This is a genomic window from Nonomuraea sp. NPDC054003, assembly GCF_055585125.1.
In genome coordinates this window covers 143,555-162,924 of the sequence record NZ_JBVJKR010000001.1, presented here as the reverse complement: position 1 = coordinate 162,924, position 19,370 = coordinate 143,555, and the positions used below count along the sequence as shown (strand labels likewise).

General features: G+C 71.6%; 16 protein-coding genes. 9 read left to right on the top strand and 7 right to left on the bottom strand.

The features are described from left to right. Positions 1 to 70 precede the first annotated feature (70 nt). Positions 71 to 1,054, bottom strand: coding sequence for a LacI family DNA-binding transcriptional regulator (locus tag ACZ6YG_RS00600; RefSeq protein ID WP_148034373.1), 984 nt, complete (start codon positions 1,052 to 1,054; stop codon positions 71 to 73). A gap of 231 nt (positions 1,055 to 1,285) precedes the next feature. On the opposite strand from ACZ6YG_RS00600, the gene ACZ6YG_RS00595 reads away from it, so the two are divergent. Then, on the top strand, positions 1,286 to 4,741 hold the full coding sequence (locus tag ACZ6YG_RS00595; protein ID WP_466016809.1) for an alpha-L-arabinofuranosidase C-terminal domain-containing protein: 3,456 nt from the start codon (positions 1,286 to 1,288) through the stop codon (positions 4,739 to 4,741). Between the two features lie 41 nt (positions 4,742 to 4,782). Here ACZ6YG_RS00595 and ACZ6YG_RS00590 read toward each other — a convergent pair whose 3' ends face one another. Further along, positions 4,783 to 5,787 carry a LacI family DNA-binding transcriptional regulator gene (locus tag ACZ6YG_RS00590; protein ID WP_148030069.1) on the bottom strand — a complete coding sequence of 335 codons (1,005 nt, stop codon included), beginning with the start codon at positions 5,785 to 5,787 and terminating at the stop codon, positions 4,783 to 4,785. A gap of 120 nt (positions 5,788 to 5,907) precedes the next feature. On the opposite strand from ACZ6YG_RS00590, the gene ACZ6YG_RS00585 reads away from it, so the two are divergent. The 5 genes from ACZ6YG_RS00585 (at position 5,908) to ACZ6YG_RS00565 (ending at position 10,928) form a co-directional block, all read left to right on the top strand. Next, entirely contained in the window at positions 5,908 to 7,173 is a 1,266-nt protein-coding gene (locus ACZ6YG_RS00585) for an ABC transporter substrate-binding protein (protein WP_466016808.1), read from the top strand. Beyond that, on the top strand, positions 7,170 to 8,087 hold the full coding sequence (locus ACZ6YG_RS00580; protein ID WP_271280118.1) for a carbohydrate ABC transporter permease: 918 nt from the start codon (positions 7,170 to 7,172) through the stop codon (positions 8,085 to 8,087). Before ACZ6YG_RS00585 ends, ACZ6YG_RS00580 begins: the two co-directional genes overlap by 4 nt. Beyond that, positions 8,084 to 8,848: a carbohydrate ABC transporter permease gene (locus ACZ6YG_RS00575; protein ID WP_148030066.1), complete on the top strand. Its 765-nt coding sequence runs from the start codon at positions 8,084 to 8,086 to the stop codon at positions 8,846 to 8,848. Before ACZ6YG_RS00580 ends, ACZ6YG_RS00575 begins: the two co-directional genes overlap by 4 nt. Then, positions 8,841 to 10,670: a glycoside hydrolase family 127 protein gene (locus ACZ6YG_RS00570; protein WP_466016807.1), complete on the top strand. Its 1,830-nt coding sequence runs from the start codon at positions 8,841 to 8,843 to the stop codon at positions 10,668 to 10,670. The genes ACZ6YG_RS00575 and ACZ6YG_RS00570 overlap by 8 nt, the downstream gene beginning before the upstream one ends. Positions 10,671 to 10,733: 63 nt before the next feature. Further along, on the top strand, positions 10,734 to 10,928 hold the full coding sequence (locus tag ACZ6YG_RS00565) for a DUF4236 domain-containing protein (protein ID WP_466016806.1): 195 nt from the start codon (positions 10,734 to 10,736) through the stop codon (positions 10,926 to 10,928). Here ACZ6YG_RS00565 and ACZ6YG_RS00560 read toward each other — a convergent pair. After that, on the bottom strand, positions 10,922 to 11,521 hold the full coding sequence (locus tag ACZ6YG_RS00560; RefSeq protein ID WP_308249101.1) for a TetR/AcrR family transcriptional regulator: 600 nt from the start codon (positions 11,519 to 11,521) through the stop codon (positions 10,922 to 10,924). The genes ACZ6YG_RS00565 and ACZ6YG_RS00560 overlap by 7 nt on opposite strands. Continuing rightward, entirely contained in the window at positions 11,518 to 13,008 is a 1,491-nt protein-coding gene (locus ACZ6YG_RS00555; RefSeq protein WP_466016805.1) for an MBL fold metallo-hydrolase, read from the bottom strand. The genes ACZ6YG_RS00560 and ACZ6YG_RS00555 overlap by 4 nt, the downstream gene beginning before the upstream one ends. A gap of 79 nt (positions 13,009 to 13,087) precedes the next feature. Between ACZ6YG_RS00555 and ACZ6YG_RS00550 the strand changes: the two genes are divergently transcribed. Continuing rightward, complete coding sequence (locus tag ACZ6YG_RS00550; RefSeq protein ID WP_466016804.1) at positions 13,088 to 13,705, top strand: hypothetical protein; 618 nt, start codon at positions 13,088 to 13,090, stop codon at positions 13,703 to 13,705. A gap of 112 nt (positions 13,706 to 13,817) precedes the next feature. On the opposite strand, the gene ACZ6YG_RS00545 is transcribed toward ACZ6YG_RS00550, so the two are convergent. The 3 genes from ACZ6YG_RS00545 to ACZ6YG_RS00535 form a co-directional block, all read right to left on the bottom strand. Next, a complete protein-coding gene (locus tag ACZ6YG_RS00545) occupies positions 13,818 to 15,122 on the bottom strand; it encodes a hypothetical protein (protein ID WP_466016803.1) in 1,305 nt (434 codons plus the stop codon). Positions 15,123 to 15,583: 461 nt separating this feature from the next. After that, on the bottom strand, positions 15,584 to 16,810 hold the full coding sequence (locus ACZ6YG_RS00540; RefSeq protein ID WP_466016802.1) for an acyltransferase family protein: 1,227 nt from the start codon (positions 16,808 to 16,810) through the stop codon (positions 15,584 to 15,586). After that, entirely contained in the window at positions 16,807 to 17,544 is a 738-nt protein-coding gene (locus ACZ6YG_RS00535) for a phosphotransferase (protein ID WP_148030059.1), read from the bottom strand. Before ACZ6YG_RS00535 ends, ACZ6YG_RS00540 begins: the two co-directional genes overlap by 4 nt. Positions 17,545 to 17,731: 187 nt before the next feature. Between ACZ6YG_RS00535 and ACZ6YG_RS00530 the strand changes: the two genes are divergently transcribed. Together ACZ6YG_RS00530 and ACZ6YG_RS00525 are read left to right on the top strand one after the other, a co-directional pair. After that, positions 17,732 to 18,562 (top strand): ABC transporter ATP-binding protein, encoded by an 831-nt coding sequence (locus ACZ6YG_RS00530; RefSeq protein WP_315970644.1) that lies wholly within the window; start codon positions 17,732 to 17,734, stop codon positions 18,560 to 18,562. After that, positions 18,552 to 19,337: an ABC transporter permease gene (locus ACZ6YG_RS00525; protein ID WP_148030057.1), complete on the top strand. Its 786-nt coding sequence runs from the start codon at positions 18,552 to 18,554 to the stop codon at positions 19,335 to 19,337. Before ACZ6YG_RS00530 ends, ACZ6YG_RS00525 begins: the two co-directional genes overlap by 11 nt. The last annotated feature ends 33 nt before the right edge of the window (positions 19,338 to 19,370 follow it).

The window sequence follows — 19,370 nt, the reverse complement described above, 5'->3', positions numbered from 1 at the left end:
GGGGTGTCCTTTCTGAGTTGTGAGCGCTAACACCTGGGGCGTGCGAGCGCCGTCCTGCAAGTGGCCGGGCTCAGCGCCCGGCCGTGCTGACGCGGGGGACGAACATGGGTGGGACGACGAGCCGCCCGCTTGCCTGCGGTCCGCCTGCCTCGATCTGCCGCAGCAGCACCCCGATGCTGTGCCGCCCGACCGCGCCGAAATCCTGCCTGATGGTGGTGAGCGGGGGCGAGAAGAACGCCGACTCGGGGATGTCGTCGAAGCCGACGACGCTCACCTGGCCGGGCACTCTCACCCCCTTCTCCGTGAAGGCCCGCAGCACGCCCAGCGCCATCTGGTCGTTGGCCACGAAGACCGCCGTGACGCCGGCCATGCTGGCCAGGCTGCGCCCGGCCTCGTAGCCGGAGCGGGGGCTCCAGTCACCGGCCAGCGGCTCGGGCGCCTCCCGGCCGGCCCGTTCGAGCGCGGACCGCCAGCCGGCGACCCGTCCCTCGGCCTCCAGCCAGTCGCCCGGCCCGCGCACGTGCCAGACGGTCTCGTGGCCCAGGTCCAGCAGGTGCTGGGTGGCGAGCCTGCCGCCCTCGACCTGGTCCACGCAGACGACCGGCACCTCGCCGGCCTCGCCGCCCTCGACCGCGACCACCGGGATGTCGAGCGGCAGGTCGGCCAGCGCCTGGGCGGCCGACCGCTGCGGCGCGACCACCACGATGCCGTCGACGCCCTGGTCGGCCAGGTAGTCGAGGGCGTCGCGGACGCCGGTCTTGTCGATGGACTTGAGGCTGACGATGCTGATGAAGTAACCGGCCGCCCTGGCCGCCTGCTCGATGCCGTACACCGTGCTGGCCGGCCCGTAGAGCGTGGTGTCGAAGCTCACCACGCCCAGGGTCCTGGAGTGCTTGGTGACCAGCGCGCGGGCGACGAGGTTGCGGCGGTAGCCCAGCTTGTCGATCGCCTCCAGCACCCGGGTCCGGGTCTCGGTGCGCACGTTGGGATGGTCGTTGAGGACGCGCGAGACCGTCTGGTGGGAGACGCCGGCCTCCTTGGCCACGTCCGCCATCACCGGCGGGCGGCGTCCTCGGTCAACTCCCACGGCCGTGCTCCTTTCGGGCTTGGGACGACTGTGAACGTTAACAAGCCGGTCCGTCAAGGATCGTTTCGATTACGGTCGCGTTACGCGGCGGACTCTTGACGGGCCGCCGGACGCGCCCTTAACTAAGCGCTGTTGCTCATTGTTAACGCTAAACCTTGGTTGTTAGCGTTAACAGACCTCACCCCCGAGGAGCTCCATGTGACCCGACTCGCCTTGGCCGTCATGCTCGTGGCGGGGCTGCTCACCGCGCCGGCGCACGCGCGGGCGGCGGAACCGGTCCCGGACGGCGCGGCCGTCGACCAGTTCGACGCCGGCGCGCTCGGCCCCGACTGGACCGTGCTTTCCCGCGACGACAGCCGGTGGTCGCTCACCGAGCAGCCCGGCTCGCTGCGCGTGCACGCCCTGCCCGGCGACACCTACCAGGGCACGAACACGGCCAGGAACCTCTTCCTCATGGACATCCCCGCCGGCGACTTCGAGGTGGTCACGAGCGTCCGCGCGCCGGTCGCGCTCGACTTCCAGAGCGCCGGCATCCTGGCCTGGCAGGACTGGGACAACTACGTGCGGACCGGGCTGGCCCACGTGGGCTCCGCCGGCGGGCAGGTGATCGAGACCGACACCGAGGTCGGCGCGGCCTTCACCGCGGCCTTCTCGGCCCGGCCGGGCTCCTCCGCCGAGATCGTCAAGCTGACCAGGACCGGCGCCGAGTTCGTCTCGTCCACCTGGGACGGCGCCACCTGGCAGGAGGCCTCCCGGGTGACGGCCGACATCGACGTCAGACAGGTCGGCCTGTTCGCGCTGGCCGCGCAGAACGGCACCTCGATGGCGGCCGACTTCGACTACTTCGCGGTCAAGGCGGCGCAGGGCCGGCCGGTGGCGCCCGAGGGCACGTTCACGCTCCGCCACGCGGGCGAGGACCCGTACCTGTCGGCCGACGCCTCCGGCGCCGTGCGGGCGACGGCGAAACCTCCGATGACCAGTCTCGCGCTGACCGCCGAGCCGGGCGGGAAGCTCAAGGACGCGGACACCGGGAAGCACCTGGAGGTCTCCGGCAGCCGGGTCCGCCTGGGCGCCACCGGGTCGGCCTTCCAGCTCACCGACGCGGGCGGCGGCAAGGTCACGGTCACCTCCGGCGACCGCCACCTCGCCGTCAGCGGAGGCAGACTCGTGGCCGCTCCTGGCGCGAACGGCCTCGCGCTCGGCCGAGGCGGCGGAGTGGCCGGTCCCAGCCCCGGCAAGTTCCGCGTCGAGGGGTACACCACCGGCGAGCTGACGGTCGACACCGGGGCGAAGGGCAAGAAGGTCGGCCGCGACCTGTACGGGGTCTTCTACGAGGACATCAACCACGCCGCCGACGGCGGGCTCTACGCCGAGCTGGTGCAGAACCGTTCGTTCGAGTTCGACCGGGTCGACGAGCCGAGCTACCACGGCCTGACCGCGTGGAGCGAGGTCGAGCGCGGCGGCACCGCCGCAGCGGCGGTCTCCGGCGAGCGGCCGCTCAACCCGGCCAACCGCAACTACCTGCGCCTGGAGGTGACCGGCGGCCCGGCCGGGGTGCTGAACGCGGGCTTCAACACCGGTCTGCCGCTGAAGCGGGGCGCGCGCTACTACCTGTCGTTCTGGGCCCGCCGCGACACCCCCGGCACGGTGACGGTGACCGTCGAGAGCGGTTCGGACGCGTACGGGAAGGCGGCCGTCAAGGTGCGGGCGGGCGGCTGGACCAAGTACGAGACCTCGTTCAGGGCGACCGGCACCACCGACGCCGGCCGGCTCGTGCTGCTGGCCCCGGAGGGCAGGACCGATCTCGACATGGTCTCGCTGTTCCCGCGTGAGACGTTCAAGAACCGGCCGAACGGCATGCGGGAGGACCTGGCCCGGCTGATCGCCGACCTGGAGCCGCGCTTCCTGCGCTTCCCGGGCGGCTGCGTGACCAATGTCGGCACGTACGACCCGTACAGCGAGAACCAGGACCGGCGGCGCATCTACCAGTGGAAGGAGACGATCGGCCCGGTCGAGGAGCGGCCGGCGAACTTCAACTTCTGGGGCTACAACCAGAGCTACGGGATCGGCTTCTACGAGTACTTCCAGTTCGCCGAGGACCTCGGGGCCGAGGCGCTGCCGGTGCTGTCGGTGGGCGTGAACGGCTGCGGCGAGAACCGGCCGCTGACCGACCCGGCCAAGCTGGACCGCTGGGTCCAGGACACGCTGGACCTGATCGAGTTCGCCAACGGGCCGGTCACCTCCCCCTGGGGGAAGAAGCGGGCCGAGCTGGGGCATCCCAAGCCGTTCGGGCTGGACTACATCGGGCTGGGCAACGAGGAGATCTATCCGGAGTTCTTCGACAACTACCCGAAGTTCGCGAACGCGATAAAGGCCAAATATCCGGATATCAAGATCATCAGTAACGCGGGGCAAACCTCGCAGGGCGCCTGGTTCGACCGGATGTGGCAGTTCGCCCGCGACCAGAAGGCCGACCTCGTCGACGAGCACTACTACAACAACCCCGACTGGTTCCTGACCAACAACCGGCGCTACGACTCCTACGACCGCGAGGGGCCGAAGGTGTTCGTCGGCGAGTACGCCTCGCGCGGCAACACGTTCTTCAACGCGCTGTCCGAGGCGTCCTACCTGACCGGCATCGAGCGCAACGCCGACGTGGTGGAGCTGGCAGCGTACGCGCCGCTGCTGGCCAACGTCGACTACGTGGACTGGACGCCGGACCTCATCTGGTTCGATAACGACGAGGCGTACGGGTCGCCCAGCTACCACGTGCAGAAGCTGTTCTCCACGAACGTCGGCGACACGGTGCTGCCGAGCGCGTTCGAGGGCACGAACCGGCCCGTCGAGGACATCTCCGGCGCGGTCGGGCTGGGCTCCTGGAACACCTCGGTCCGGTACGACGACGTCAAGGTCACGGCGGCCGACGGGACCGTCCTGCTGGAGGACGACTTCGCCGCTGGCTCCGCCCGGTGGCGGCCCGGCGCCGGCACCTGGGCCGTCCAGGACGGCGCGTACGCGCAGACGGCGCTCGTGGAGGACGCCCGGTCCACCGCCGGGTCGGCGGACTGGTCGAACTACACGATGGAGCTGACCGCCCGCAAGATCGGCGGGGCGGAGGGCTTCCTGGTGATGTTCGGGGTCCGCGACAGCGGAAACTTCTACTGGTGGAACCTCGGCGGCTGGAACAACACCCAGTCGGCGGTGGAGAAGGCGGTCAACGGCGCCAAGGCGTCGATCGCGACCTCCGCCACCACGATCGAGACCGGGCGCGACTACCGGCTGAAGGTGGAGGTGTCCGGCCGGAAGATCACGCTCTGGCTGGACGGGCAGAAGGTGAACGAGTTCACCGACCACGCCGTAGTGGAGCCGCTCTACCAGGTGGTCTCGAAGGACGCGAAGTCGGGCGACCTGGTGATCAAGGCCGTCAACGCGCAGGACACCGCCGTGCGCGGCACGGTGGACCTGGGCCGGGCGCGCGTCGGGCGCACGGCCACGGTCACCTCGCTGACCGGCTCGCCCTCGGACGTCAACTCCATCGCCGACCCGGACCGGATCGCGCCGGTGGAGCAACGGATGACGGGCTTCTCCCGCTCGTTCGCCTACGACTTCCCGGCCCACTCGGTCACCTTCATCAGGCTGGGCGGGGACCGGTGAACCGGGCGGCCCGGGCGGGGGCACACGCCCGGGCCGCCCTCTCACATCCGGGCGGTGGAATCCCTGATGACGAGCTTGCAGTCCATCTTGTGGACCCCCGGCGTCGCCTTGCCGCCGATCGCCGCGAACAGGTGCTGGGCCGCCGTGCGCCCCAGCCGCTCCAGGCTGGGGTCGACGGTCGTCAGCGGCGGCCGGGTCTCGGCGGCCAGCACCTCCCAGTTGTCGTAGCCGACCACCGCGAGGTCGTCGGGCACCCGCCGCCCCAGCTCGCGGGCCGCCTCCACGAACCCGGCCGCGATCTGGTCGCTGCCGCAGAAGACCGCGTCGATCTCGGGGCCCGCCGTCAGCAGCATCTCGGCGGCGTGCCGCCCCCACCGCTGCGACCACGTCCCCCACAGCGTCTCCCCGGCCTGCGCCACCCCGGCCTCGCCGAGCGCCGCGGCCAGCCCTTCGGCGCGGTCGCCCGCGGCCTTGTAGTCGACGGGGCCGGTGACGTGCGCGATCCGGCGCCGCCCGAGCGCGAGCAGGTGGCGCACCGCGAGCATCGCCCCGCCCACGTCGTCGGGCACGAACGAGACGTCCGACGGATCCTCCGACGGCCCGTACGCGTACACGACCGGCACCGGCAGGTCCTTGCTCACCGAGGGCCGCGGGTCGGTGCTCTCCCCCACCACGATCAGCCCGTCGACGCGCCGCGACAGCAGCGCCCGCAGGTGGTGCTGCTCCCTGATCGCGTCGCCGCGGGCGTCGCACAGCAGCACCGCCATCTCCCCCGCGCCGAACGCGTCCTCCGCGCCGAGCAGCACCGGGATGCTGAACCGGCCGGCGCTGTCGGAGGTGAGCAGCCCCACCGTGCGGGTCTGCCCGGACAACAGCCCGCGCGCGAGCGGGCTCGGCTGGAACGCCAGCTCCTCCGCGGCCGCCAGCACCCGCTGCCGGGTGGAGGCCCGCACGTCCTGCCGCCCGTTGAGCGCCTTGGACGCCGTGGCGACCGACACCCCCGCCAGCGAGGCCACGTCGTTGATGGTCGCCCGCCTAACCGCCATCTCTCGAAACCCTTTTCTCTCACCGATCAGCTAGAGAAGACCCTAACACCGTTGACATGGCCTGAGGTTTCTTCTACGTTTCCGAAAACCTTTTAGTCCGCGGGGACCGAAGGAGTCACCATGAGACGACGGCTGGCCGGAATGGCCACCCTCGCGTTGTTAACGCTCACCGCCGCCTGTGGCGGGGGTGGGGGCGGAGGCGGGCAGCAGCCCGCCGACGAGCCCGTGACGATCACCATGTGGACCAGAGCCGCCACCCAGGCGCAGAGCGAGCGGCTGGTCAAGGCGTACAACAGCAGCCACAAGAACCAGGTGAAGCTGACGGTCATCCCGACGGACAACTACCAGCCGCGCATCGCCGCCGCCGCGGGCGCCAAGCAGCTGCCCGACGTGTTCGCCGCCGACGTCATCTTCGTGCCGAACTACACCTCGCAGGGCCTGTTCCTGGACATCAGCGACCGGATCGCCGCCCTGCCGTTCAAGGACGGCCTGGCCCCGTCCCACATGAAGCTCGGCACCCAGGACGGCCGCCAGTACACGCTGCCGCACACGCTCGACCTTTCGGTCTGGTTCTGGAACAAGGACCTGTACGAGAAGGCCGGGCTGGACCCCGAGCAGGGGCCGAAGACGCTCAAGGAGTTCGCCCAGCACGCCACCACCGTCCAGGAGAAGCTCGGCAAGGACGGCAAGGTGCACGGCACGTTCTTCGGCGGCAACTGCGGCGGCTGCTACGTGTTCACCTTCTGGCCCTCGGTCTGGGCGGCCGGCGCCCAGGTGATGAACGCGGAGGGCACCGAGTCGCTCAACGACCAGCCGGCGATGACCGACGTCTTCAGGATCTACCGCGAGCTGCACGAGAAGGGCGCCACCGGCCCCACCACCAAGGAGGAGCAGGGCCCGACCTGGACCGGCTTCTTCCCGAAGGGCGAGATCGGCGTCATGCCGATGCCCTCGACCACGCTCGGCATGATGCCGGCGGACATGAAGATCGGCGTCACCGCCATCGCCGGCCCCGACGGCGGCGAGTCCACCTTCGTCGGCGGCGACTCGATCGGCATCTCCTCCACCTCGCAGAACGCCGACGCCGCCTGGGAGTTCCTGTCCTGGACCGTCTCGGACGAGGCGCAGGTCGAGGTCATGGCCAAGAACAAGGACGTGGTCGCGCGTACCGACCTGGCCGACAACAAGTACTCGGCCGAGGACCCGCGCGTGGTGCTGATCAACTCGCTGGTCGGCAAGGGCGAGACGCCGTACGCGCTGCGTTTCGGGCAGACGTTCAACGACCCGCAGGGGCCGTGGCTGCGGCTGGCCCGCGAGGCGGTGTTCGGTGACGCCGCCAAGGCGGGCGAGCTGAACGCCGAGGTCACGAAGTCCCTGCAGCAATGACGTTGACCGTCCGCGGGCCCAGGGGACGGGCGGGGCACGGCGCGCCGCCCGTCTCATGGTGGCGCGGCCGCAAGGCCCAGGGATGGCTGTACGCCATGCCCACCGCCGTCATCGTGGCCGTCCTGTTCATCGCGCCGCTGCTGCTGGTGCTGTGGATGTCGCTGAACCGCTGGCCCCTGCTGGGGCAGGCGACGTTCAACGCGCCGGACAACTACACGAAGATCGCCGACAACGCGCTCTTCGTGGACTCGGTCTTCTTCACGCTCAAGTACACCGTGATCATCACGGTGCTGCTGTCGGCGGTCGCGCTCGGCCTGGCGCTGCTCGTGCAGGAGAGCAGGCCGGGGGTCGGGTTCTTCCGCACCGCGTTCTTCCTGCCGGGCGCGGTCGGCTTCGCCGCCACCTCGCTGCTGTTCTACGGCATGCTGAACGCCGACTTCGGCCCGATCGACCCGATGCTGCGCGCGCTGGGCGTCACCGACGAGCCGGTCAAGTGGACCGGCACCCCGAACATGGCGCTGTTCTCCACGATCGCGCTGGTGCTGTGGCGCTTCGCCGGGTTCAACATGCTGATCCTGCTGACCGGCCTGCAGGCGATCCCGACCGAGGTGTACGAGGCGGCCAGGAGCGACGGCGCCAACCGGTGGCAGATCTTCACCCGCATCACGCTGCCGCTGCTGCGCCCGACGCTCGCGCTGATGCTGATCCTCAGCATCACCGGCTCCCTGCTCGCCTTCGACCAGTTCTTCATCTTCACCAACGGCGGCCCGGACAACAGCACCGTGTCGATGGTGATGGTGATCTACCGCGCCGCGTTCTTCCGCTTCGACCTCGGCGGCGCCGCGGCCATGTCGGTGGTGCTGCTGGTCGCGCTGGTCGGGCTGAACGTCCTGATGATGCGGAGGCTCAGATGAGGTACTACACGACCTTGTCGGCGCTGGCGGTGCTGTTCCTGTTCCCGCTGCTGTGGAGCGGCTACGCCTCGCTGGAGGAACCGTCCAACTACGTCGAGATGGCCGCCTACGGCGAGGGCGTCGGCACCTACGCCGCCAACAGCGTGCTCGTCGCCGTCATGACCGTCGGCGGCACGCTGGTCGTGTCGGCGCTGGGCGGCTACGCCTTCGCCCGCTTCGACTTCCCCGGCAAGAACCTGCTGTTCCTGGCCACGCTGGCCATCCTCATGGTGCCGTACGCGACGATCCTCATCCCGCTGTACGTGCTGCTCGGCTATCTCGGGCTGCAGAACTCGCTGGTCGGGCTCTCGCTGGTGTTCGTCATGTTCCAGCTCCCGTTCGCGCTGTTCATGATGCGCAACGCGTTCGAGGCGATCCCGCGCGAGCTGGAGGAGGCGGCGCTGGTGGACGGGTGCGGCACGTTCCTGGCGTTCACCAGGATCCTGCTGCACGCCGTGCGGCCGGCGCTGATCACCGTGGGCCTGTTCGCGTTCCTCGCCTCGTGGAACGACTTCTTCGCGCCGCTCATCCTGCTCAACGACGGCGCCTCGTTCACCCTGCCGGTGGCCGTGGTCAGCATGACCTCGCGCACCATGGGCGCGATCGACTACGGCATGCTCCAGGCCGGCGTCATGGTCATGGCCGTCCCCTGTCTCATCCTGTTCATCGTGCTGCAGCGCCACTACGTGCGCGGATTCATGTCAGGAGCTCTGCGTGGCTAACCCTGTCCTGCCCTCCTCGGGCGTGCTGTCTCCCCTCGGCCTCGACGCGGTACGGATCTCGCCCGGTTTCTGGGGCGACCGGGTGGCGCTCAACCGCGAGGTCACCATCGCGCACTGCAGGGAGTGGGAGGAACGCGAAGGCTGGATCGGCAACTTCCGCGGCGAAGGCCCGCGGCGGGGCCGGGAGTTCAGCGACTCGGAGATCTACAAGCTGCTGGAGGCCATGGCCTGGGCGGACCATCCGGACCTGCCCGAGCTGGCCGAGACCGTGGCCCGGGTCCAGGAAGGCGACGGCTACATCAACACCCGCTGGTCGGGCAGCCGCTACACCGATCTGGAGTGGGGCCACGAGCTCTACTGCTACGGCCACCTCATCCAGGCCGGCGTCGCCCGGCTGCGCATGCACGGCGAGGACCGGCTGACGCGGGTGGCGACGCGGGCCGCCGACCACGTCTGCCGCCGGTTCATGGAGGGCACGGAGACGTGCGGGCACCCCGTGATCGAGATGGCGCTCGTCGAGCTCTACCGGGTCACCGGGGTCGAACGCTACCTGGAGATGGCCCGGCGCTTCGTGGAGCGACGCGGCCTGCCCGCGCTCGCCGACATCCCGTTCGGCCGCGGCTACTTCCAGGACGACGTGCCGGTCCGGCAGGCGCAGGTGTTCCGCGGGCACGTCGTGCGGGCGCTCTACCTGGCCTCGGGCGTGGTGGACGTGGCCGTCGAGACCGGCGACGAGGAGTTGCTGAAGGCTGTCGAGGCGCAGTGGGAGCGTACGGTCGCCCGCCGCACCCACCTGACCGGCGGCATGGGGTCGCGGCACCAGGACGAGTCGTTCGGCGAGGACTACGAGCTGCCGCCGGACCGGGCCTACAACGAGACCTGCGCGAGCATCGCCTCGATCATGCTGGCGCACCGGCTGCTGCTGGCCACCGGCGACGTCCGCTACGCCGACCTGACCGAGCGGACGCTGTACAACATGCTCGCCACCGGCGTCGCGCTGGACGGCCGGTCGTTCTTCTACGCCAACCCCCTGCAGGTGCGGGTGCCCGCGGTGCCGCACGACGGCGTCAACCACGCCGCCGAGGGCGGGCTGCGCTCCCCCTGGTTCGACGTGTCCTGCTGCCCGAACAACGTCGCCCGCACGCTGGCCTCGCTGCCCGCCTACCTGGCGACGTCCGGCGCGGACGGGGTGCGGATCCACCAGTACACGCCGGGCGAGATCAGCCACGGTGACCTGCGGCTGCGGGTGGAGACCGGCTATCCGTGGGACGGCACGGTGACCGTACGGGTGCTGGAGGGCGGGGCGGGCCGGATCTCGCTGCGCGTCCCGGCCTGGGCCTCCTCGGCGACGCTCGCGTACCAGGAGGCCGCCGCCTCCCCGGACACCCGCGAGACCCGCACGGTCGCGCCCGGGTACGCGGACGCGGAGAGGGAGTGGCGGGCCGGTGACGCGCTCGTGCTGGAGCTGCCGATGGAACCCCGCTGGACCTACCCCGACCGGCGGATCGACGCCCTGCGCGGCTGCGTCACCGTCGAACGGGGGCCGCTGGTGTACTGCGCCGAGTCCGTCGGGGACGAGCCGCCGCTCGCCGAGGTGGCCGTCCGGCCGGGCGCCCCGCTGACCGAGCACGCCCGCGGCGAGGTGGTCGAGCTGGAGACCGAGGCGGTGCTCGGCGCCTCCCCGGCGGGGCCGTGGCCGTACCGCGACCGTCCCCACGGATGGAACGGCGGCCCGGCGGCGGCGCTGCGGCTGATCCCGTACCACCGCTGGGGCAACCGCGGCCCCGCCACCATGCGCGTCTGGCTCCCGGTGGCCGACTGACGGGAACCCTCACCGGCTCCCCGGTCGTTCTTCCGATAGACGATCCGGAGCCGGAGGAGAGACATGGGCTGGCACTACCGTAAGTCGATCAAGGTGGGACCCTTCCGGGTGAACCTGTCGCGGCGCGGCGTCGGGCACAGCGTCGGCAACCGCCGCTTCCGCGTGTCCACCTCGCCGGACGGCCGCCGTCACGTCACGCTCCGCCTGCCGGGCGGCTTCCGTCTCGGGAAGACGTTCGGCATGCGCCGCCGCTACTGATCCCCGGGCGACAGGCCGGCCTGGCGGATGACGCGCTCCAGGTAGCGGCGGGTGTCGTCGTCGCGGGGGCCGACGAGCATGCGGTACATGGCCGCGCCCACCACCATGTCGACGGCCGCCTCCACGTCGGCGCCGGCGGCCAGCCGACCGTCGCGCCGGGCGCGCTCCAGCGTCTCCAGGACGAGCCGCCGCCGCGGCTCGATGTAGGTCTCGCGGTACGTCTCCAGCAGCGAAGGATGGGTCACGCTCGACCCGATGAGCTGGGCCAGCACGGCGCGGAAGCGGGCGTCGCCGAACGTGGTCGCCCACGAGTCCATCAGCCGCCCGTCCTGCTCGGGGACGTCGGCGCCGGCCCAGATCTCCTCCTCGGGCGCGACCGTGCGGGCCCGCTCGATGGCCTGGACGAGCAGCTCCTCCTTGGACGACCAGCGCCGGTAGACGGTCACCTTGGCCACGCCGGCGCGCTTGGCGATCTGCTCGAAGTTCGCGCCCTCCAGGCCGCGCTCGGCGAACAGCTCCAGCGCCGCCTTCATGATCAGGTCGTCGGCCCCCGGATCGCGCGGCCTGCCGCGGGGACGCCCGCCGCCCGTCACCGGAACTCCACCCGCCCCACGCCCTCGCCCGGCGCGAAGGCCGGGGCGTGCCCAGGCCGCAGCCGCCAGTCAGGAGTGAGCACGCCGCCGAGGTGGTCGCGCAGCCGCCGGAACCCGTCCGCTTCCGGCAGCCCCTCGCGGAAGGCGGTGGCGACCGCCTCGGTCTGGTAGGCCGTGTTGTCGTGCGCGAACAGCGGCGCCATGGCGGGGTCGGCGGCCAGCGTGCGCCGCACCCGCTCGGCGGCCTCCAGCTGGTCGGCGGTGGCCTGCCCGCCGACCGTCATCTGCCGCACCTGGCCGACCGCCAGGTGCGGCAGCGTGTAGAGGGTGTCGCCCAGGAACAGCGCGGTGCCGCCGTCCATGCGCAGCGCCACGCACAGGTGGCCGGGCGAGTGACCGGGCGTGGGCAGCAGGACGACGCTGCCGTCGCCGAAGTGGTCGTGGCTCTCGGGGAAGGCGTGGAAGGGCCCGGACCCGTACGCGGGGAACACCAGGGCGTCCTGAACCTCCTCGAACGTGTGCGCGTAGAGCGTGCCCTGCTCCCAGTCGCGCCGGTCCAGCACCACGCGGGCGTGCGCCAGGTGACGGAGACCGCCGGCGTGGTCCTCGTGCACGTGGGTGAGGAACACGGTGGTGACGTCCTTGAGGTCGTAGCCGAGGCGGGCCACCCGCACCCGCAGGTCCTGCTCCGGGGTCAGCCGGTATTCGTTCCGCTCGGTCAGCAGGCGCGAGGCGAGGTTGTGCCGATAGTACCCGTCATGATCGTGGGCCTGCGCCCAGTTGACGCCCGTGTCGACCAGCATGAGCCCGTGTCGCGGGTGATCGATCAGGTACGCGTGGACCGGCACCGTGATCTGCGCCTTGTCCACCAGCGTGCGGACGTAACCGGGAAGCCCCTCCCACCCGTCGAGCCCGCCGTAGAACTGGCCGTACGGCACGACCGTGTCGCCGACGTGCAGCGGGAACACCCGCACCTTGCCGTCGGCGACGGGCCGCCGCGCCCCGGGCGCGCGCAGCGCCGCCTGCGTCTCGCGCCGCCATCTGGCCTCGATCTCGCTCCGGTGGCGGGCGACCGGGCCGGTGGAAAGCCCGGCCAGCACGCCCAGCAGGATCCCCGCCCCACCCGTCAGCAGGGCGCGCCTCGACGGCCCCGCCCCGCCGCGCCCGCGCCGGACCGCGCCCGCGAGCGCCGCCAGCAGGCACGCCACGGCCACGGCTCCGAGCAGCACCGGCGCGTCGGTGACGTAGAACACGACCGCGAAGTACAGGGCCAGCGTGCCCAGCCCGGCCGGGACGCCGAGGAACAGCAGCATCCGCCGCCGCCCGAGCCGCCCCGGCCACAGCACGCCGCCGAGGAACGCGACGAGCACGGCCCCGTACGTGACGAGCGCGACCGGCGGCACGTCCTTCAGCCGCAGGATGACCAGCCACACGGCGGCCATCAACAGCCCGAGCACCGCGAGCGCGATCTTGCCGAGCGTCTTCATCGGAACCCTCCAATATGTATACGCAAACGACTGCGTTTACATATTAGGCCTTTCACGGCCCGGCGCGTACGATCAGGAGATGTTCTTCGAGCCGCCACCGGCGCGGGAGGAGCTGACGAGCCCCCCGCGCCCGGCACTCCCCGCCTGGTCCGCGCCGCCCGGGACGGAGCTGGGCGCCGCGACGACGGCCGACCGGGTGCTCGCCCGCGGCCCGAACGTCGCCGTCGCGCTCTCGACGATCCGCGCGTTCTCCACCGGCTGCCTGCTGAACGTCGAGGTGGTGCTGCGGCAGGGCGACCTCTCCCCCCAGGCCTTCTGGGACCTCCAGATGTCCCTCTACCCCTTCGCCCGCATCAGGTCGTCGGGCGACCGGCTGCCCGACCGGCTGTTGCGGTTCGGCGTCCGCTACCCCGGCGGCGCCAAGGCCACCACCATCGAGGCGAACGGGCACATCCTGCCCGGACAGGGCCCGCCCGCCGGCCCCCTGCTCTCCTGGCTCCCCGTCGGCGGCGCCATGCGCGGCGGGCATGACCTCGCCGGCAACTCCATGGCCCTGTGGCTGTGGCCGCTGCCCCCGGCCGAGCCCTTCGAGTTCGCCGTCGAATGGCCGCTCGGCGGCATCGGCCTGACCTTCACCGAACTCGACGGCGCCACCGTCGTCTCCGCCGCCCGGCGCTCCGCCCCTTACTGGCCGTGACGCGTGCCCGACAGTCCGCCGCGGGCGGGTACGGCCTCATGGCCGGAGCCCTTACCGGGCCACGGATCGCGGCGCCTATCCAGCGCGCAACCGGCACGGCCCGCGCCGGCGGTCACTTCACGCCGTCGACGAAAGGCCTGGCCACCTCCATCACGGCCTTGCGCGCGGCGGCCGGGTCGAAGACCGGCTCCTGGTAGCCCGGGGCCTCGACGACGCCCCCGCCGGTCGTCGTACCCCTGAAGGTGAACTCGATCGTCTTCTCGCCGGACAGCACCTTGACCAGGATCTCCCGCGTGGGCTTGCGGTCCGGCTCCTTCGGCCTGGTGGTGGCCGACTCCACGGCGAACGCCTTCTCGCCGAGGCCGGAGATCTCCTCGCGGGCCTCGAAGGTCGTGTGGGTCACCTCGTTGCCGATGCCGCCCTGGGCTCGGTAGCGGTCGTACTTCTTGGCGTCGCGGTCGAACTGGAAGGCCGATCCGGTGTCGCCGCCGCCCCAGTCGACCACGCGGGCGGTCAGCTCGCCGCCACGGGCGGTGTACTCCTGACCCGGCTCGTGCTTGACCTGCTCGCGGATGTTCCAGGTGCAGGCCGTCTGCTTGATCCTGCCGTCGTTGGTGCCGACGGACGGTCCTGAGACCGCGGGGAAGAACGCCGACTCGACGTTCTTGACCGTGAGGATCCCGCACGGCCCGTCGATCCTCACCTTGCCGGCGTCCTTGGCCATCTCGGCGGTGACGTGCTCGGCGACCTTGTTCGCCGCGGCCCGCACCTCGTCGCCCGTGGGGTACTTGGCGCCGCTCCTGTTGCTACCGCCGTACTCGACCTTGATCAGCCAGGGACCCTGCCGGATGTGGACGGCGGCCTTGAGCCCGCTGTGGCCGATCGAACTCTGGCTGTACGACTCGTCGCCGTACTGCAACTGCGTGAGCTCGCCGAACGCGGAGCCGGACGTCCTGCCGTCGACCCGCTTGCCGTCCCGGACGTTGACCCGCCGCTCGTGCGCCTTCTTGTCGTCGGCGAACCGGCGCTTGGCCCGCTCGACGGCGTTCTCACGCTCGCCGCTCCGGGCTTCCACCGAGATGCTCAGGCTGCGGTGGCCGAGGACGCCGCCGCCGACGTCCATCTTGTTGTCGCTCCACGAGCAGGCCGCCCGCTTCTCGCTCTCGGTGGCCGCCCCGGTGGACGCGTCCTTCCCGCCGTACCTGCCGTCGGTGACCAGGCTCTTGCGGAAGGCGTCCGGCACGGCCGCGCAGAGCTGATCGCCGGTGATCGCCCGCAGCTTCACCGGCGCGACCGACGGCGTCGGCTTGCGCTTCAGTGTCGGGAGGCGGTCCTCGCGCTCGAAGGCGCCGGGTGGCCGTCCGCCGTCGTCTGGACGGAGGAGCAGCCAGCCGCCGACCACCGCGCCGATCAGCATGATCACAGCCAGCCCGGCGAGTACGGCGATCAGCGGGCCCTTCCCGCCCCCTCTGGGCGGCGGAGGCCGCCACCCCCCACCGGCCCCGCCCGGCCCGGCCGGTCCCCCGTGCCATCCCCCCGGCGCGGCGTGCCGTCCCCCCGGCGCGCCGCCCGGTCCTCCCGGCCCGGCGTGCCGTCCCCCGGGGCCGCCGCCCGGTCCCCCTGCTCCGGCCGGCGGGAAACCGCCGGAGTGTCCGTGAGGCCCACCGGGCATACCCTGCGCACCGGGGCCCTGTCCGTAGGAGGGCGGGTATGGGGTGGACATCGGGACCTCTCGCGAATCGTCCAGCGGCTGAGCGGTTCGGACGGTCTCTCGGCCGGCGGGCACGCTCCGCCGTCAACCCCCCGCACCGCAGCAGAGCCTACGGACTGCGCGAATGCCGGCGTGTCAGGTGAACACCCGACAAAAGGTGATCGGGGTCAGCGTCCGTCGCGCATGCCGAACAGGAAACGGGTGACCCGGGTGCGCCGTACCAGGAGGTCGTAGGCGACCACCGTGAGGATCAGGGACGCGGCCACGATCAGCGGATACTTGACGGCGATCGGCGCGTCCAGCCTGACCACCCCGTACGCGACCGCGACCACGATGGGCTGGTGCAGCACGTACAGAGGAAGCACGCCCGCCGCCAGATAGGCGTAGACGCGGCGGCGGGCCCCGCCCCGCGGGCGCGTGGCGGGGGGCCGGGCGGCGGCGCGGCGGTCGAGCAGGCCGAGGATGCCGACCAGCAGGCACCAGCCCGCCGCGCCGTACATGGCACGCGCGACGGCGGCCATGGGGGTCAGGTCGGTGAAGGGGTCGCCGCCGGCGAGCAGGAACATGGGCAGGCCGACCACGGGCAGCGCCAGTCCGACGGCGGCGGCCAGCGGCGCGTCGCGGCGGATCGCGGCGCGGAAGCGGTCGTCGGCCGCGAGCACGAAGCCGTAGCAGAAGAACAGCAGGTACGCCCAGCGGCTCCACCCGGCGTACTCCTGCTCCAGCCCGGCCAGCGCGCTGAGCAGCGACACCGGCACCGCGGCCGCCAGCAGCGCGCCGCGACGCCCGGCGGCGACGGCGGCGAGCCGGTCGCCGATCGCGCGGGCCCGGCCGGCGGGGAACCAGCGCGCCACGGCCGCGAGCATGAGGGCGAACACGAGCAGCAGCAGCATGAACCACAGGTGCCCGGTCTCGAAGTGCTCGCCCTGCAGCACGAAGGGGAACTCGGCCAGGTCGAACCGGGCCTCGAAGAAGCGCGGCAGGAAGGCCAGGTAGGACTCGTGGTAGCCGGGATCGGCGCGCAGCCGCAGCCACTGCGGCACCGGCACGATCGTGAGCGTGCCGAAGACCAGCGGCACGCCCAGCCGCAGCAGCCGCTCGGCGGTGAAGCCCGCCGGACCTCGGCGGCGCAGCGAGTGCCAGGCGCCGAAGCCCGCGATGAGGAAGAGGATCGGCATCGCCCACACCACCCCGAGGGCGGAGACGACGATGGACGCCCCGGTGGTCTCGGCGTTGCGTACGTAGAAGTCGTCGGAGGCGTCGAAGACCAGCGCCGCGTGGAAGAACACCAGCCCGACGACCACCAGCACGCGGATCGAGTCGAGCTCGCTCCGGCGCGCGGGGGATGCGGTCTCCCCGTCGGCGGGTGAGGCCGGGCGCGGTTCCACGATCACGTGCCCCGGACCTTCTCGTAGCGGGCGGGCGCCCCTGGCTGCTCGTTCATCCTGTTGCCTCCCTCGGCCCAGAGCTTCCCGCCGGACAGGAAGGCGTCGATCTCGGCCTGTTCCGCCGGCTCGATGGCGCGGTCCGCGCGCCATCGGGCGGCGGTCACGCGCAGGTACGGCCGCGCGGCGGCGACGTCGACGGCGTCCAGGAACGCGCCGAGCATGATCTCCTGCCAGTTCGGCACCGGCGCCTCGGGCACGGCGGTGGTGGCGAGGATGAGCCAGGTGCAGGCGACGTCGGCGCCCGGCGCTCCCCTGGCGGCGTTGGCCCAGTCGACGATGCGCGGCCCGGCGGCGGTGACGATGACGTTGGCGGGATGCAGGTCCAGGTGGAGCAGCCGGTTGCCGGGGCAGCCCCCGGCGCCCTGGAGCCAGCCGGGCGCGCGCACCCGCGCCACCGTGCGCAGCAGCTCGGCAAGGAGCCGGCCGTACGACGCGAGGCGGTCGGGGCGCCGCAGCGCCGTCTCCCTCAGGCTCGGGCCCTCCAGGCGCTCCATCAGCAGGTCGGGCCCGTCGGCGTCGAAGACCTCGGGCGTCGGGATCCCGTTCCTGCGGGCGTGGCGCATGATCGACGCCTCCTGCTCCAGGCTGCGTCCGTGCCTGGAACGCTTGACGACCTTGCCCGCGCCCGCCTCGAAGACGAGGCAGTCGTGCCCGGATGCGATCAGGGTGCCCACACGCATATTTGTCAGATTAGTCAGTAAGGATGCCGGGCCGGAATCGACGGCCGTTGACCGCTTTTTGCGGCAACTTGTTGCCACCGGCCATGCCCGCGTTCGTGGCTATCGTGAGAGGGAACATCCGGCGATCGCGTATATCGGATTATTCAAATCCTAATGGTGTGGCATCTGAGGAGGTGACACATTGCTGGTGGTAACCGATCTCGTCAAGCGGTACGGCACGGTGCAAGCCCTCGACGGATTCACACTGAATGTGGCAGCCGGTGAAATCGTGGGACTGGTCGGGCACAATGGTGCGGGCAAGACGACCTTTGTGGAAATCGTCTCCGATTTGATCCGCCCCGACAGCGGTCACGTGACCATTGACGGTAAACCGCCGTCCGCCACGCGCGGCCAGGTCGGCGTCGCACCCCAGCACATCGCCCTCTATCCCTCCGTCACGGTGCGCGAGCACCTGGAGCTGTTCGGCAGGCTCGCCGGGCTGAGGCCGGCGGCGCTGAGCGCGGCCATCGACGACCTCGCCGGCATCCTGCGGCTCTCGGAGATCATGGACAGGCGGACCGGGAAGCTCTCCGGCGGCCAGCAGCGGCGCACCCAGGCCGCGACCGCGCTCGTGCACCGGCCGGCCCTGCTGCTGCTCGACGAGCCGACCGCGGGCGCCGACCTGGAGACGCGGCAGGCCATGCTCGACGTGGTCAAGCAGCGCGCCGGCGAGGGCGCGGCGGTCGTCTACACCACCCACTACCTCCCCGAGCTGACCGAGCTGCAGGCGACGATCGCGGTCGCGCAGAACGGCCGGGTCATCGCCAGGGGCACCTACGAGGACCTGGCCAAGGACCTGCCGGGCGAGGTCCGGGTGACGCTGGAGGACGAGGAGGAGATCTCCGTCTCCACCACCGAGCCCACGGCGACGCTGATCGAGCTGCTCGGCCGCCTCGACCGCCCGATCAGCTCGGTCGACGTGCGCCACCCGTCCCTCGACGACCTCTACAGATCCCTGGCGGTCCACGATGCTTGTTGACAGCGTGCCGCGCCCGGCGGGCGCGTTCGACGCGCTCTACCGGATCTCCGCGATGGCCAGGCACAACACGATCATCCGGCTGCGCGACCCGGGCCAGGCGATCAGCTACGTGGTCATGCCGATGGTCCTCATGCTGGTGCTCAAGCCCCTGTACGTGCGGGCGGTCGACGGGGGCGCCACCCAGGTGTCCACCGGACTCATGGTGATGTTCTCGGTGTTCGCGATCTCGCTGGCCGGCAACGCCATCCTGTCCGAGCGCACCTGGCGCACCTGGGACAGGCTGCGCGTGAGCCGGGCCGCGGCCGCCGAGCTGCTGGTGGGCAAGATCCTGCCGATCTTCGCGATCATGGTGGTGCAGCAGGTGCTGCTGCTGACGTACGGGTGCCTGGTCATCGGGCTGCCCGTGCCCAGCGCGCCGCACTACGTGCTGGCGGCGATCCTGATCTGGGCCTTCGCGCTGCTCGCGCTCGGCGCGCTGCTCGCCGCGATCGTGCGCAGCCACGGCGAGCTCAGCGTGATCTGCGACGTGGGCGCGCTGACGCTCAGCTCCCTGGGCGGCGCCCTGGTGCCGCTGAGCCTGATGCCCGAGTGGGCGCAGCTCGTGGCGCCCGCCTCGCCCGGCTACTGGGCGCTGAACCTGATGCAGGCCGCGGTGCGCGGCGACCTGGCGGGCATGCTGCCGTCCGCCGCGATCCTGCTGGCGATCGGCCTGGCGGCGGGCGCGTTCGCGGCCCGGCGGCTGGCCCGCGGCTGGGGCCGCGGCGGGCTGATCTGAGGCGAGTAAGCAATGGCGACTTCAGTGAAGAGG